This is a genomic window from Micromonospora sediminicola (assembly GCF_900089585.1).
Taxonomy (GTDB): Bacteria; Actinomycetota; Actinomycetes; order Mycobacteriales; family Micromonosporaceae; genus Micromonospora; species Micromonospora sediminicola.
In genome coordinates this window covers 544,933-559,568 of record NZ_FLRH01000003.1, presented here as the reverse complement: position 1 = coordinate 559,568, position 14,636 = coordinate 544,933, and the positions used below count along the sequence as shown (strand labels likewise).

The window sequence follows — 14,636 nt, the reverse complement described above, 5'->3', positions numbered from 1 at the left end:
CCCGGAGCAAAGCGACTACCGGTACCCGACCCGGCCACCGTGTTTCCACCGTGTGCCAGATCACCTCCACGGCTACGCTCCATCGATATGCAGGAGCACCCGCCGAGCGATCCGCCCCGTCGCGAGCCCGCCGCCAAGGCCCGGCGGAGCCGCTCCCCCCGACCGACCTTCAGTCCGCCACCCGCGCCGGAGCCCGCTCCGGTGGAGGCGACGGAGGACACCCCACCGCGCGGGCGGTCGCGTCGGACCCCGCCGACCGTCGTCTTCCAGCCGCCGACCCCGGTCACCGAGACGGCGCCGGCCCCTCGTCCACGCGCCGGCGGCGCCCTGTCCGGGCCCGATCCGGCCTCGCGCGCCGGCACGGCCGCCGCCGAGGCGGGCGACACCGGTCCGGGCACGCGGCCCGGCGGGGCCGCCACCGAGCCGGACGACACCGATCCCGGTGCGCCGCCGGCCGTGCTCCCCGGCGAGCCGGCGGTGCCCGCCCCACCACCGGCGGCCGGCAATCCCATGCCGGGCGAGGTTTCCGCCGGGAGTACGACGTCCGGGGAGTCCCCGGTCGGGGCGACGGCGACCGGGCCGGCCCCGGTCGCGAAGGGGACGCCGAAGCGGGCGCGACGCGCCTCCACCGGGACGGCCGCCACCGAGGACGGGACCGCTGCCGCTGTGGAGGTCACCCCGGCCGGCAAGAGGACCGCCCCGGCCGCAAAGAAGGCGGCGCCCGCCGCCCGGAAGGCGGCCGGCGCGACCCGGAAGACCTCCGGCGCGCCCGAGTTCACCGCCCCGGCCGGGACCGAACCGTCCACGGCCGGGCCGCGGCCCGACGACGCCCTGCCGGTCACGGCCGAGGAATCGGGGGCAACGTCCCGCCCCGCGCGCGCCCGCCGGACCACCAAGGCCGCCCCGGCGGCGCGGACCAGCCCGGCGAAGCGCACCGCCGAGCAGGCCGCCGCGGACGTCGCTCCGGACGCCGGACCGGGCGCGGAGACCGCCGGACCGGGCGCGGAGACCGCCGGGCCGGGCGCGGAGACCGCCGGGCCGGGCGCGGAGACCGCCGGGCCGGAGCGCGTCGGTGGAGACGTCGCGCAGCCGACCCCGGCGGGCACGGGTGAGCGGAGCACCGGGCCGGCCGACGGGTCGGCGGCGGTGGCGCGTACCCCGGTGGAGGGCTGGCGGGCGGTGGGGCCGAGGTTGCGCGACCACCCCGGGTTCGCGCCGGAGTTGCTGGCCCTGGCCGCGGTGGACGCCCTCGGTCCGCGTGCCCGGGACTGGGTGGAGCAGGTCCGCCGGGCCTACCCGCAGGCGGACGCGGACGGGGTGGCCCGGCTGGCGACCCGGCGGTTCGTCCGGATGGCCGGCACGGGCGGCGCGTTGGCGGCGGGCGCCGGGCTGTTCGCGCCGGTCGCGGAGCTGACCGCCGTGCTCTGGACCCAGGCGAACCTGGTGCTGCACCTGGCCGCCGCCTACGGGCGGGAGCCGGCGCATCCGGACCGGGCGGCCGAGTTGCTGGTGCTGACGTCGGTACATCCGGACGACGGCACGGCCCGGGCGGCGCTGGCGGCGGCCCGGGCGGCCGACGAGCCGGCGGACGGGCCGTGGGGGCGGGTGGCCGAGGCGGCCTGGCGGCTGGCCACGCCGGTGGCCGCGCAGGCGGGTGGGTGGCTCGGGTTGCGGCTGGCCGCCCGGTTGCTGCCGGGCGCGGCGGCGCTGGCGGCCGCGACCGGTGGTACGGCCGCCGCCGAGCGGCTCGCCGCCCGGGCGGTCGCCCGCTACCGGCCCACCCGCGCCTGATCGACACCGGTACGGCGAGGTGGTGGCATCACCCGCCACCTCGCCGACCTGGCGCAACGCTCAGAGCCAGCCGAACCAGGACCTCGGCAGCAGCGCGTAGCCGACGAAGGCGACCACGTCGAGCAGGGTGTGCGCGACGATCAGCGGGGCCACCCGACGCGTGCGCAGGTAGAACCACCCGAAGATCAGCCCCATCACGGCGTTGCCGACGAACGCGCCGAAGCCCTGGTAGAGGTGGTACGAGCCGCGCAGCACCGCGCTGGTCGCGAGCACCGCGCCGAGCCGCCAGTTGAGCTGGCGCAGCCGAGTGACCAGATAGCCGACCACGATCACCTCCTCCAGCACGGCGTTCTGCACGGCGGCGAGGATCAGCACCGGCACCGCCCACCAGAGGTCCGGCAGGGCGGCCGGAACGAGGGTGGCGTTGATGCCGAGCTGCGCCGCCACCCAGAACAGCGCCAGGCCGGGCAGGCCGATGAGCGCGGCCAGGCCCGCGCCGCGGACCAGGTCGGAGCCGGGCCGGCGGAGGTCGACGCCGAGCGTCCGCGCCGGGTCGCCGGGGTCGCGCGCCAGCAGGTGTACGGCGAGCAGCACCGGCAGCAGCGCGAAGACGATCCCGAGCAGCTGGTAGGTGAGGTCGAGGTAGGGCCGGGCGGACGCGGAGGTGTTCAGCGCGGCGGTCTGCTTCGACAGCCCGCCCGACGCGGTGAGCTTGGCGACCAGCGAGACCAGCGCGTACACGGCCGACTGGCCGAGGGAGAGACCGAGCACGAGCAGCGTCTCGGTGCCCAGCACCCGGCGGGAGACCGGCCGGGCCAGCTCGTCAACCGTCACCGGACCATGAAACCACCTCGGCGACGAGGGGGGCCGGTCGCACATCGTGTGCGACCGACGGACACGCTGCGTGGACATTCTATGGGGGCCGATCCGCCCGTACGGAGAAGGAGCGTGCCCCTGTGGAGAACTTCGCGCGGCTGCTGAAGGAGAGCTGGGCCCTGGTGGAGGAGCACCGGGAGCGGCTCAGCGGCCACTTCTACGCCCGGCTGTTCCTCCTCGACCCGGAGCTGCGCGCGCTCTTCCCGGTGCAGATGAACGGGCAGGGCGACCGGATCCTGGAGGCCATCGTCACGGCCACCCAGACGGTGGACGACCCGGAGAGCTTCGACGAGTACCTGCGCGCGCTGGGTCGGGACCACCGGAAGTTCCACGTGTCGTCCGCCCACTACGAGACCATGGGCGTCGCCCTGCTCGACGCGCTGCGCAGCACCGCCGGCGACGGCTGGAACCTGGAGTACGACCAGGCGTGGCGGGAGGCGTACGCGAGCATCAGCGAGCGGATGCTCGCCGGCGCGGAGGCGGACGGGAACCCGCCGTTCTGGCACGCCGAGGTGCTCACCCACGAGCGGCACGGCCCGGACACGGCGGTGCTGACCGTCCGCGCCCTCCAGGATCCGCTCCCCTGGAAGGCCGGTCAGTACGTGAGCGTGGAGGTGCCCCGCTACCACCCCCGGGTGTGGCGGACGTACTCGGTGGCGAACGCCCCGAACGAGGAGAACGTGCTGGAGTTCCACGTCCGGACACCGCCCGGGGCGGCGGGCTGGGTCTCCGGCGCGCTGGTCCGCCGGACCAAGCCGGGTGACCTGCTGCGGGTGGCCGCGCCGATGGGCTCGATGACGCTGGACCCGGATTCCACCCGGGACATCCTCTGCGTGGCCGGCGGCGTCGGGCTGGCCCCGATCAAGGCGCTGGTGGAGGAGCTGGCCCGGGTCAACCGAACCCGCTGGGTGCACGTCTTCTACGGCGCCCGCCGCCCCGAGGAGCTGTACGGGCTGGCCGGTCTGGAGGAGCTGGTGGCGACCCACCCCTGGCTGTCGGTGACGCCGGCGTGCAGCGAGGACGCGGACTACGCCGGTGAGCAGGGTGACGTCTCCGAGGTGGTCACCCGGTACGGCCCGTGGACCACGCACGACTGTTACGTCTCCGGTTCGGCGGCCATGGTCCGGGCGACGCTGCGGGCGCTCGCCGCCGACGACGTCCCGCCGGACAACATCCGCTACGACACGTTCGGCAACCTCTGAACCTTTCTCCCCCCGAGCCGGGTCGCGTGCCCCCGCCCCCTGGGGCACGCGACCCGGCCCCCCGTGTCAGTAGCGCCAGGGGGTACCGGTCTCGCGGTATTCCTCCACCGGCACCAGCGGTACGCCGGGGGCCATCCGGTCGACGTACAGGCGCCCCTCCAGGTGGTCGATCTCGTGGGCGACCAGCCGGGCCATCGCGTACTCGAAGGACGTGATCACCCGACTGCCGTCCCAGAGGGCGTGTTCCACGTCGATCCGCAGCGGCCGGGGCACCAGGCCGCGGTGGTCGAAGTAGGAGAGGCAGCCCTCGTACTGCTCGTCGGTCTCGGCGGCGGCGTCCACCACGCGGGGGTTGAGCAGCACCACCGGTTCGGCCGCCCGGTCGGCGGGGCGGACCAGGGCGGCGGACCAGCCGAGGCCGAGCTGGGGGGCGGCGAGGCCGACGCCCTTGCTGAACGGGTGCAGCTCGTCCAGGCGGACCAGCATGCCGGCGAGCCGGTCGACCACCTTCCGGGCGTGCGGCTCCTCGGCCGGCAGGTCGAACGGGCGGGCCGGTTGCCGGAGCAGGTCGTCGCCGCGTTGCACGATGCCCACCGCGCGCATCCGGTCGCTGGCCCGCACCCGGCCGCCGGCCGGCGGGCCGTCCGGCTCGGCCTCCGGCGCCGGACTGCGGAACCGCCACTGCAACCGGTAGCGGGCGTTCAGCGGCGGGTCGTCGGTCCCCCAGTCGAAGATCAGCCGGTCGTCGGCAGTGGTGCGCTGGATCGGCGTCCGCAGCGGTCCCTCCTCCGCCGACAGCGAGGTCTCCGCGCCCCACACCTTCGGGTCGAGGTCCGCGGGCAGGTCGAGGCGCACCGCCAGGTGCCGGGTGGGCAGGCGTACGGCGCGCTGGAACCAGGGGCCCCACTTGTCCCGGCCGACCTGGTACGCGTACTCGATGGTGACCCGGTCGCCCGGGTAGAGCGGGAAGCGGCCCTCGTCGTTCTCGAAGAGCAGCCAGATCTCCTTGAACGCGTCCCGGTCGTGTTTGGCCCGCCAGTGCATCGGCTCCCGCCCGCTGCCGTCGTCCCGGTACGCGGTGAGTTGCAGCTCGGCGAAGGTGAGCGGATGCTCCCGGTGGTGCCGGTTGGAGCGCCCCGGATCGTTCGGGTAGCGGTCGACCGCGACCCGGACCAGGTAGCGGGTGACCGGCTCGGTGCCGGCGTTGTAGAGCTCCCGGCGGATGGCGCAGTGGTAGCCGTCGCCGGTGTGGGTGAGCGTGGCGACCTCGCGCTCGACCACCAGGCCGGTGCCGGGCGGCAGCCACTGGCCGGGTACCGGCGGATCCCGGTGCGCGCCGGCGGCCCGGCCGTGCCGCAGCTCGTCGTACTCCCGGAAGCGCTGCCAGATCGCGCCGCTGGCCTCCAGGACGGCCTCGGCCCGGCGGGCGAAGTCCTCGGTGGGCCGGTGGCGGCGCCCTTCGACGTGGCTGACGTAGGACGGGTCGAAGCCCATCAGCGTCGCCAACTGTTTCTTGGACAGCCCTCGGCCGGTCCGGTGCCGGGCGAGTTCGGCCGCGAACGAGTCGGCGGCACGCTCGATCGGTGAGGTCGTCATCAGCTTCCTCGTAGCCGGGACGACCATTTTCACGTTGGGTGGCCGGACGTGTACGGAAACTGCCTCGTATTCGACACTCGCCTTGACAATTCAACGGCGCGCGTCGATGCTTGCGCGACCCGCCCGGCTCGCCCGGCGGCGTTTTCCGCCCACCCCGCCGGGTAGTACGCGACGGCGACGGAGTGACCGGGACCTCCCCCTGAAGCCCGTGGCACCACTTTCCCTCCGCCGGGGAATGTGGTTAGGCTAGCCTTAGCTTCGGTCGACGGCACGCGCCGGCCGGCAGGGCGACCAGACAGGGGACGGCCAGGTGACTGCGGTGATGCCGGGGCGCGACGTCGCCACCCCGTTCGCCCCGGTGACCGCGACCCTGCGCGTCATGTTCGGCACCGACGACCTGCCCGGGCTCGCGCCCGGCCTGCTGGTCCGCGACGAGCTGGACCGCTGGACCCCGGCCGCCCGCCTGGTCGACGGCACGCTGCTGCCCGAGTTCCTCACCGCCGCGGGCCGGCGCTGGGGCGGCACCCCGCACGCCTGCGCCGCGCTGGCCTGGAAGTCCTACAGCTACTGGACCGCGCTGCCGGCCGTGCTCGGCTGGGCCTCGGCCCGCCGGGTGCCGCTGCTCGACCCGGCCCACGTGCTGGTGCACTTCGAGGACCACCACCAGTTGCTCACCCTGGGGCTGCGCGCCTCGACCCCGGTGGCGGTGCTGCCGGGTGACCCGCTCGCCCTCAGCGGCGCGCCGGGGATCCGGGTGGTCGCCGACGAGACGGCACTGCTCGGCGAGCTGCGCGCGTCGCTGCTCGACGCGCACTTCGCCCCGCTGATCACCGCCATCCAGGGCGAGGTCCGGATCGGCACCCGTACGCTGCTCGGCTCGGTGGCGTCCGGCATCGCGCACGGCATCCTGCGCGCGGCGGACGCGCTGCCCGGCCCGTCGGCCGCGACCGTGACCACGCTGCTGGACGCGCTCGACCTGGGCGACCTGGTCGAGCTGGTGCCCGGCCCGACCGGCGAACCGACCGTGCAGCGACGCACCTGCTGCCTCGCGTTCACGCTGCCCCGGCCCAAGGTCTGCCAGGGCTGCTGCGTCCGCCAGACCTGACCCCCCGGGCGCGTTCAGTCGGCAAGTGGCCGGACGTCCCACAGCCACACCCCGCCGGAGCGGGTGGGCGTGATCCCGGTCAACTCGGTCATCGCCCGGCGCAGCGCCTCGGCCTGCCGCAGCCGGGGGTCGAGGATCACCACGCCGGCCCGCCAGTACCGCAGGTCGTCGACGGCGGCCACCCGGTCCTGCGGAGTGATCGGGGGCACCGCGTCGGTGCGCCGCACCGTGTCGAAGAACGTGCTGGTGGGACGCGGTGGCGCGGTGAAGAGGGCGATCCGGTCGCCGCCCGGGCGGGTGTCCGGATAGAGGAAGTAGCCCCGGGCCAGCGGCATGTCCAGCCCGGTCTCGGCGGACCAGCGCAGCGGGACCGCGTACGTGGTGTCGGGCAGGGGGAGCGTGACGACGCTCCGCCCGTCGGCGACGTAGGGACGCCAGGCCCCGGAGGTGACGAACACCGGTGTCGGGTCGAGTCGCTTGGCCGGCAGCGGGGTGGGCAGGATCGGCAGCAGCGCCATGGCCAGCACGGTGCCGGTGGCGAACCGGATCTGCCCGCGCGCCGCCGGGTGACGCGCGGCGAGACGTCGGGCCCGGTCGGCCCCGAGCGCGAGCAGCACGCCGACGATCGGGGTGAGCGCGAGCGACCAGCGGGTGGGCACCACCGAGTGCAGGACCGGCAGGTTCTCCAGCGCGGCCCACGGGCCCGGGACGCCGGTGTCCCGCCCGTCGAACCGGACCTCCCGGCCGAGCGAGAAGAGCGCGAACACCAGCCCCACCGCGGCCAGCCCGAGCACCACCGCGTCCCGGCGCAGCCACCAGACCAGCGCGGCCACCAGCACCACGAGCGGCCACCCGAAGAACGCGTTCTCCTCGGTCGCGTTCTTCACCAGCGGTTCGCTGCCCCGGGCGTCGCCGGCCACCGACTCCCGGGACCACGCGACGTACGCGGCGAGGTCGGTGGAGTAGCCCCGGATCAGGGTGGAGAGCCCGCTGTAGGCGCCGGGGCCGAAGAACTGCACCCAGAGCGGGTACGCGAGCAGCGCCCCGGCGACCACGGCGGCCACCCCGAGCCCGGCGGCGAACGGGCGTGCCGCCGACCGCAGCGCGGGCCGCCCGAGCGCGAGCGCGAGCACCACCACGCCCAGGCCGATGGCGGCCATCAGCAGGATCTCCAGGTTGAGGAACGCCTGCCAGACGATCACCAGGCCGAGCAGCACGCCGTTGCGCAGCCAGCGGCCGGGCTGCGCCAGCCGCAGCGTCCGCCAGACGATCAGCGGCACCACGAACTGGCTGACGATGTTCGGATGGGCGTTGGCGTGCGACACCATCGCGGGCGCGAACGCGCAGAAGCCGGCGCCCAGCCAGGCCGGCCCGCGCGCGCCGATCACCACGCGGGAGAGCAGGAAATACCAGGCCGCTCCGGTGGCGGCGAGGCCGAGGGTGAGGAAAATGAGAAAGGACCACCGCGGCCCGCACCACAGCGTTATCGGCGACAGCGGTACCGAAATGGATAATACGGACGTATTGGCCATGAGATTGACCACGTCCGGCACATTCATCCGGTCCGACGTGAATGGATAGGCGAAGTCCGTGACGACGCGCGCACCGTGCGCCATCATCCATTCGAATTGCGCCTGATCGGTGCGATTGTCCCGGACCCCGTTCGCCGGATCCACCCACAGGCGAGCGGTGAGCCAGAACGCGAGCAGCACGAAGCTGAGCACGGCGAGGGCGTCGAACCGCCGGCCCCGTGGGCCGACGTCCGATTCCGGAGTAGTCATGACATTTCAGAGCGTAGTCAGGGTATGACGGGCCCGTGACATGTTTCCGGGACTCACGTACTATGTGCCGAGTTCGCCGACCGCCGATCACGTGCCCCACCCGACCGCAATTCGGCCACCCCGGTGCCCCGATTTCCCCACCAGCCATCCAGATGGTTGACTCTGACGGTCCAGGCGCGGGTCAGTCATATCGTGAGGAATCGACGCATGGCAGAAATCACTGGGGATCAGCGCGTCCAGTCGGAGGTGCTCGAAGGCCTGGCGACGGCGGTCAACCACCGACGGTGGTTCGTCGAGCTGGCCGTGCCCTACCTCGGTGACAACCCCATCGAGATCGGCAGCGGCCTCGGCGACTACGCGTTGGAGTGGGCCGAGCACCTCCCCCGGATCACCGCCACCGAGGCAGACCCGGAGCGGCTGATCAAGCTCAAGGAACGGCTGGCCGACCACCCGGGCGTCGAGGTCCGGCAGATGCTGCTGCCGCACACCGAGCGGGGCGACTACAGCGCCGCCGTCTCCTACAACGTGCTGGAGCACATCGACGACCACGTGGGCGCGCTGCGCAGCATGCGCGACCTGGTCCGGCCCGGCGGCGCGGTGGTCATCATCGTGCCGGCGTTCCAGTTCGCGATGAGCCCGGCGGACATCGCCACCGGCCACGTGCGGCGCTACACGAAGAAGACGCTCGGCGCGGCGATGACCGAGGCCGGGCTCACCGTGGAGAAGATCCACTACGCGAACGCGCTCGGCCTGATCGGCTACTTCATGGCCACCAAGGTCTTCCGGCTGATGCCGAAGGAGGGCCCGATGGTGAAGGTCTACGACACGCTGGTGCTGCCCGCGACCAAGGCGGCGGAGCAGCGGGTCCGGCCGCCGTTCGGCCAGTCCGTCTTCGCGGTCGCTCGCGTCCCCGCCTGAGGCGAAAGGAGGGGCCCCCTCTTAACGCCTCCGGTATAGATGGGGCCCCCTCTCACACCCACGTGTTAAGAAGGGGCCCCTGCTTACCTCTGGTCAGTCCTTGACCTGGTAGGTCGGGCGGATCACCGCGCGGGCCAGGGTGTGGAACGCCAGGTTGAAGCCGACGAAGGCCGGGCTGGCGTCCTTGCCCACGTCCAGGCGCTCGACGTCGACCGCGTGCACCGCGAAGACGTACCGGTGCGGTCGGTCCCCCGGGGGCGGCGCCGCGCCGCCGTAACCGGTGTCGCCGTAGTCGTTGCGGATGCTGAACGCGCCCCCGAGGTCGGCCTCCGCCGCCCCGGTGGGCAGCTCGGTGACGGACGCGGGCACGTCCACCAGCACCCAGTGCCAGAACCCGCTGCCGGTCGGGGCGTCCGGGTCGAAGCAGGTGACCACGAAGCTCTTCGTCTCCGCCGGGAAGCCGGACCAGGACAGGTGCGGCGACACGTTCTCGCCGCCGGCGCTGCCGTGCGCGTACCGCGCGTCCATCGGCTCGCCGTTGTGCACGTCGTCGCTGGTCAGGTCGAACGCCGACACCGTCGGCAGCAGCTCGTACGGGTCCGGGGCGATCGGTCGTTCCAGGGTCATCGAAACGGTCCTTCCGGGTGCGCGAAATGTTCTGCGCCCCTTCATACCCCGCTCTCGTGCTGCCGGCGCACCATCTCGGTGATCCAGATCGGCGCGTACGGCGACGTGCAGCCCGGCGGCGTCGGATAGTCCTTCAGCACCGCCAGGCGCTCGCCGACGGCGATCGCCCGGTCACGGTGCCCCGCGTGGTCGATCCCGATCTGGGCCAGGCAGTGGTTCATCGCCCACTGGAGGCGGTCCGGGGCGTCCCGCATCTCCGCCTCGATCACGTCCAGCAGGCCGGCCAGGTCGAGCCCGTCGGGCTTGCGCGCCACCCGCTCGGTGGTCAACGCCCAACCGGCGCTCGCCACCACCGGATCCGGGTCGGCGAGCCAGGCCAGCCGCAGCCGCTCGGCGTGCGGGCTCTTCTTCACCACGTAGGTCACGAGCCAGTCGTGCACCTTGGGCGTGCGCGCCTCGCGCAGCATGGCGTCCAGCTCGTCCGCCCCGAACGCCTTCGGCCGGCAGACCAGCAGCGCCAACAGCCGGGCCGCGCTGTCACCGGTCGCCCACAGCTCGCGGGCCAGCTCCTGCTGCGTCCTCAGCCGCTTCGCGACCGCCCGCAGCCTGCCCAGGTTCACCCCGTGGTCGTCGCCGTGCCGTTCGTTGACCGCGCGGACCTTCGGGTCCTCCAGCGCGACCAACTCGGCCATCACCTCGGCCAACGCCGCGTCCGTCACCTCGGCCTCCAGGGCGTTGCGGGCGGAGGGTGTGGGATTCGAACCCACGAAGACATCGCTGCCTTACCGGTTTTCAAGACCAGCGCCATCGGCCACTAGGCGAACCCTCCCGACGTGCTCCCCGAGGGGAACCCGACCGCGCATAGTCTGCCACGAACCCGGGATCGGGTAAGACTGAGCCATGCGCGCGATCACGATCACCGAACCCGGCGGACCCGAGGCCCTCGTCTGGACGGAGGTGCCCGACCCCGAGCCCGGCCCCGGCGAGGTCGTCGTCGAGGTGCGGGCCAGCGCGGTCAACCGGGCCGACCTGCTCCAGCGGCAGGGCCACTACCCGCCGCCGCCGGGTGCGCCCGCGTACCCCGGGTTGGAGTGCTCGGGGACGGTCCGCGCGCTCGGTCCCGACGTGACCGGCTGGTCGGTGGGCCAGGAGGTCTGCGCGCTGCTGGCCGGCGGCGGATACGCCGAGCAGGTCGCCGTGCCGGCCGGGCAGCTGTTGCCGGTGCCGGCCGGGGTGGACCTGGTCGACGCCGCCGCCCTGCCGGAGGTGGCCTGCACGGTCTGGTCGAACGTGGTCGACCTGGCCCGGCTGGCCGAGGGCGACACGCTGCTGGTGCACGGCGGCGGCAGCGGGATCGGCACGTTCGCGATCCAGCTCGGGGTGGCGCTGGGCGCGACGGTGGTGGTGACCGCCCGGTCGGCCAAGCACGACCGGCTGCGCGAGCTGGGGGCCGCGCACACGATCGACTACCGGGAGCAGGACTTCGTCGAGGAGGTACGCCGGGTCACCGACGGGCGCGGCGCGGACGTGGTCCTCGACATCATGGGCGCGTCCTACCTGCCCCGGAACGTGGCGGCGCTGGCGACCGGCGGGCGGCTCGTGGTGATCGGCATGCAGGGTGGCCGCAAGGGCGAACTCGACCTGGGGATGCTGCTGGCCAAGCGCGGCTCGGTGCACGCCACCGCGCTGCGGTCCCGTCCGGTGGCGGAGAAGGCGGCGATCACGCGCGGCGTCCGCGAGCAGGTGTGGCCGCTGGTGGAGGCCGGTCGGGTGCGCCCGGTGGTGCACGCCCGGGTGCGGATGGCGGACGCCGCGGACGCTCACCGGCTGGTGGAGACCAACGACCACCTCGGCAAGGTGCTGCTGGTGCGGTGACGCCTCAATCCCGGGGGAGCACCAGGCGGGCGCCCGGGCCCTCGGCGGCGAGCGAGTCGCCGGGGTTGTAGAGCGTGCAGCGCTGCAACGACAGGCAGCCGCAGCCGATGCAGCCGTCCAGGTCGTCGCGGAGCTTGCCGAGCAGCCGGATCCGTTCGTCCAGCCGGTCCCGCCAGGCCCGGGACAGCGCGGCCCAGTCGTCGGGGGTCGGCGTACGCCCGGCGGGCAGCGAGTCCAGCGCCTCCCGGATCTCGTCCAACGACACGCCGACCTGCTGGGAGATCCGGACGAAGGCCACCCGGCGCAGCTCGGTGCGGGCGTAGCGACGCTGGTTGCCGCCGGTACGGGCGGCGCGGATCAGGCCCAGCCGTTCGTAGTAGCGCAGCGCGGAGGGCGCCACGCCGCTCCGGTCGGCGAGCTGGCCGATGGTCAGGGTTGCCTCATGCATCACAGGGCCTTGAGTTGAAGTTCGCTTCAGGTCCGAGGCTATCCGTATGACGACGACCACCGCCACCGAGCTGGCCGCGCTGCTGGACCGGGTCCGCGCCGGCCGCGAGTTCGGCCCGAACGTGTACTCGACGCTGGACGTGCTCCAGGTGCTCTACGACCGGGTGCTCCGGATCACCCCGGCCACCGTGGACGACCCCGACCGGGACCGGTTCCTGCTCTCCAAGGGGCACGCGGTCGCCGGCTACTACGCGCTGCTCGCCGCCCGCGGCTTCGTACCGGTCGAGTGGCTCGACGACCAGGGCGGCCCGGCGAGCCGGCTCGGCGACCATCCGGACCGCACCCTCGTGCCGGGGGTCGAGATCGGATCCGGCTCGCTCGGTCACGGCCTCGGGTTGGGCGTCGGCACCGCGCTCGGCCTGCGGGCCCAGGGACGGACCGGCCCCCGGGTGTACGTGCTGCTCGGCGACGCCGAACTGGACGAGGGATCCAACCACGAGGCGATCGCGTACGCCGGGGCGACGGGCCTGGCCGACCTGACCGCGATCGTGGTGGACAACCACTCGGCCACGCACGGCTGGCCGGGCGGCGTGGCGAGCCGGTTCACCGTGCACGGGTGGAGCGCCGCCACCGTCGACGGGCGCGACCACGACGCCCTGCACCGTGCCCTCACCGGACACGACCACCACCGGCCGCACGTCGTCGTCGCGGTCGTCGACAACGGGGAGTGACCATGACCACGACCATGCGCGAGGAGTTCGTCCGCACGGCCGAGGAGGTGCTCGCCGACCCCCGGAGCGTGATCGTGCTCGCCGACATCTCCGCCGCCGCCTTCGAGCCGGCCGCCGCCCGCCACCCGGACCGGGTGGTCAACGTCGGCATCCGGGAACAGCTCATGATCGGCGTGGCCGGCGGACTGGCGTTGACCGGGCAGCGGCCGATCGTGCACAGCTACGCCCCGTTCCTCGTCGAGCGCGCCTACGAGCAGATCAAACTCGACCTCGGCCACCAGGGGGTGGGTGCGGTGCTGGTGGGCATCGGCGCCTCCTACGACCGGGCGGCGTCCGGGCGCACCCACCTCGGGCCGGCCGACGTGGCCCTGGTCGACACGCTCGACGGCTGGACCGTGCACGTGCCGGGCCACCCGGACGAGGTGCGACCGCTGCTGCGCGCGGCGGTGTGCGGGCTGGGTTCGGCGTACCTGCGGTTGTCCACCCGGAGCAACGCGACCGCGTACCCGGAGGCGGGTGAGCTGCGGGTCGTCCGGGACGCCGGAGCGGGCGCGCCGCTGCTGGTGGCGGTCGGGCCGACGCTGGACGCGGCGCTGGAGGCGGTGGCCGACCGGCCGGTCACGGTGGCCTACACCCACCGGCCCCGGCCGTTCGACACCGCCGGGCTGCGGGCGCTGGCCGGCGCCGAGGTGATCCTCGTCGAGCCGTACCTGGCCGGCACCTCGACCCGGGTGGTGAGCGAGGCGCTGGCCGACCGGCCGCACCGGCTGCTCGCCCTCGGCGTCGGCCGGGCGGACCTGCGCCGCTACGGCGGGCCGGAGGACCACGACCGCTGGCACGGACTGGACGCCGCCGGGCTGCGCCGCTCGGTCGACGCGTTCCTCGGACCCACCGCCTGAACCCGGACACGACAGGACCCCGCGACCCCGGCCGGCGCCGGGATGCGGGGTCCTCGTGTCGTTCGGGTCAGCGCGCGGCGGCGGGGCCGACCGGGCGGCGCCGGGCGCGCTCGCGGGCCAGGATCCAGATCGCCTCGACGCCGTCCTTCCAGGTGATCTTCTTGCCCTCCTCGCGGCCCCGGGCCCGGTAGCTGATCGGCACCTCGTAGGGGCGGATCCGCTGGCGGAGCAGCTTGCCGGTGACCTCGGCCTCCATGCCGAAGCCGCGCGAGCGCACCTGGAGCGAGCGGTAGAGCGCCAGCGGCATCAGCTTGAAGCAGGTCTCCAGGTCGCCGATGTACGAGTTGTAGAGCACGTTGGCCGCCAGCGTGACGCCCTTGTTGCCCATCACGTACCAGAAGCTGTAGGAGCTGTGGCTGCCGAAGGTGCGATTGCCGTAGACCACGGTGGCCCGGCCGTCGAGCACCGGCTCCAGCAGGCGCGGGATGTCCTGCGGGTCGTACTCCAGGTCGGCGTCGAGGATGACCATGTACTCACCCTCGGCGTTGTCCACGGCGGTCTTGATGGCCGCGCCCTTGCCGGCGTTACGCGGGTGGGTGATCACCCGCAGGCGGGCGTCGTCCACCCGGCCGAGCACCTCGCCGGTGCCGTCCCGGCTGCCGTCGTCCACGACGACCAGCTCGATCTCGCAGGGGTAGTCCACCGCCAACGCCTGCTTGAGGGCGTCCGCGATGCGTTCTTCCTCGTTGTAGACCGGCATGAGGATCGAGAGCTTCACGGGTTCTCCA

Annotated in this window: 14 protein-coding genes and 1 tRNA gene; 7 read left to right on the top strand and 8 right to left on the bottom strand. The window is 73.8% G+C overall.

Annotation, left to right across the window (positions count from 1 at the left end; genetic code table 11):
* Nucleotides 1-201 precede the first annotated feature (201 nt).
* Nucleotides 202-1,791 carry a hypothetical protein gene (locus GA0070622_RS03120; RefSeq protein WP_245666114.1) on the top strand — a complete coding sequence of 530 codons (1,590 nt, stop codon included), beginning with the start codon at nt 202-204 and terminating at the stop codon, nt 1,789-1,791.
* Between the two features lie 60 nt (nt 1,792-1,851).
* Here GA0070622_RS03120 and GA0070622_RS03115 read toward each other — a convergent pair whose 3' ends face one another.
* A complete protein-coding gene (locus GA0070622_RS03115; protein ID WP_091568210.1) occupies nt 1,852-2,625 on the bottom strand; it encodes a CPBP family intramembrane glutamic endopeptidase in 774 nt (257 codons plus the stop codon).
* Nucleotides 2,626-2,747: 122 nt separating this feature from the next.
* Here GA0070622_RS03115 and GA0070622_RS03110 point away from each other — a divergent pair, with 122 nt between their 5' ends.
* Nucleotides 2,748-3,869 carry a globin domain-containing protein gene (locus GA0070622_RS03110; protein WP_091568206.1) on the top strand — a complete coding sequence of 374 codons (1,122 nt, stop codon included), beginning with the start codon at nt 2,748-2,750 and terminating at the stop codon, nt 3,867-3,869.
* 66 nt (nt 3,870-3,935) lie between these two features.
* Here the strand turns inward: GA0070622_RS03110 and GA0070622_RS03105 are convergent, their stop codons facing one another.
* Nucleotides 3,936-5,465: a peptide deformylase gene (locus tag GA0070622_RS03105; RefSeq protein WP_091568203.1), complete on the bottom strand. Its 1,530-nt coding sequence runs from the start codon at nt 5,463-5,465 to the stop codon at nt 3,936-3,938.
* 322 nt (nt 5,466-5,787) lie between these two features.
* On the opposite strand from GA0070622_RS03105, the gene GA0070622_RS03100 reads away from it, so the two are divergent.
* Entirely contained in the window at nt 5,788-6,570 is a 783-nt protein-coding gene (locus tag GA0070622_RS03100; protein WP_091576806.1) for a hypothetical protein, read from the top strand.
* Nucleotides 6,571-6,584: 14 nt separating this feature from the next.
* On the opposite strand, the gene GA0070622_RS03095 is transcribed toward GA0070622_RS03100, so the two are convergent.
* Entirely contained in the window at nt 6,585-8,351 is a 1,767-nt protein-coding gene (locus GA0070622_RS03095; RefSeq protein WP_091568198.1) for a DUF6311 domain-containing protein, read from the bottom strand.
* A 207-nt stretch (nt 8,352-8,558) separates the two neighbouring features.
* Here GA0070622_RS03095 and GA0070622_RS03090 point away from each other — a divergent pair, with 207 nt between their 5' ends.
* Nucleotides 8,559-9,269 carry a class I SAM-dependent methyltransferase gene (locus GA0070622_RS03090; RefSeq protein WP_091568193.1) on the top strand — a complete coding sequence of 237 codons (711 nt, stop codon included), beginning with the start codon at nt 8,559-8,561 and terminating at the stop codon, nt 9,267-9,269.
* Nucleotides 9,270-9,362: 93 nt separating this feature from the next.
* Here the strand turns inward: GA0070622_RS03090 and GA0070622_RS03085 are convergent, their stop codons facing one another.
* The 3 genes from GA0070622_RS03085 to GA0070622_RS03075 all read right to left on the bottom strand — a co-directional run bounded on the left by GA0070622_RS03085 (nt 9,363) and on the right by GA0070622_RS03075 (nt 10,725).
* A complete protein-coding gene (locus GA0070622_RS03085; RefSeq protein ID WP_091568190.1) occupies nt 9,363-9,896 on the bottom strand; it encodes a YbhB/YbcL family Raf kinase inhibitor-like protein in 534 nt (177 codons plus the stop codon).
* A 41-nt stretch (nt 9,897-9,937) separates the two neighbouring features.
* Entirely contained in the window at nt 9,938-10,588 is a 651-nt protein-coding gene (locus GA0070622_RS03080; protein WP_091576804.1) for a DNA alkylation repair protein, read from the bottom strand.
* Nucleotides 10,589-10,638: 50 nt separating this feature from the next.
* Nucleotides 10,639-10,725, bottom strand: a tRNA-Ser gene (locus GA0070622_RS03075).
* Between the two features lie 71 nt (nt 10,726-10,796).
* On the opposite strand from GA0070622_RS03075, the gene GA0070622_RS03070 reads away from it, so the two are divergent.
* Nucleotides 10,797-11,771, top strand: coding sequence for an NAD(P)H-quinone oxidoreductase (locus GA0070622_RS03070; RefSeq protein ID WP_091568187.1), 975 nt, complete (start codon nt 10,797-10,799; stop codon nt 11,769-11,771).
* A gap of 4 nt (nt 11,772-11,775) precedes the next feature.
* Here GA0070622_RS03070 and soxR read toward each other — a convergent pair whose 3' ends face one another.
* Nucleotides 11,776-12,219: a redox-sensitive transcriptional activator SoxR gene (soxR, locus tag GA0070622_RS03065; protein WP_091568183.1), complete on the bottom strand. Its 444-nt coding sequence runs from the start codon at nt 12,217-12,219 to the stop codon at nt 11,776-11,778.
* Between the two features lie 46 nt (nt 12,220-12,265).
* On the opposite strand from soxR, the gene GA0070622_RS03060 reads away from it, so the two are divergent.
* Nucleotides 12,266-12,949 carry a transketolase gene (locus GA0070622_RS03060; protein ID WP_091568178.1) on the top strand — a complete coding sequence of 228 codons (684 nt, stop codon included), beginning with the start codon at nt 12,266-12,268 and terminating at the stop codon, nt 12,947-12,949.
* 14 nt (nt 12,950-12,963) lie between these two features.
* Nucleotides 12,964-13,848 carry a transketolase family protein gene (locus GA0070622_RS03055; RefSeq protein ID WP_091576801.1) on the top strand — a complete coding sequence of 295 codons (885 nt, stop codon included), beginning with the start codon at nt 12,964-12,966 and terminating at the stop codon, nt 13,846-13,848.
* Nucleotides 13,849-13,915: 67 nt separating this feature from the next.
* Here the strand turns inward: GA0070622_RS03055 and GA0070622_RS03050 are convergent, their stop codons facing one another.
* Nucleotides 13,916-14,626, bottom strand: coding sequence for a glycosyltransferase family 2 protein (locus tag GA0070622_RS03050; protein WP_091568173.1), 711 nt, complete (start codon nt 14,624-14,626; stop codon nt 13,916-13,918).
* Nucleotides 14,627-14,636 lie beyond the last annotated feature (10 nt).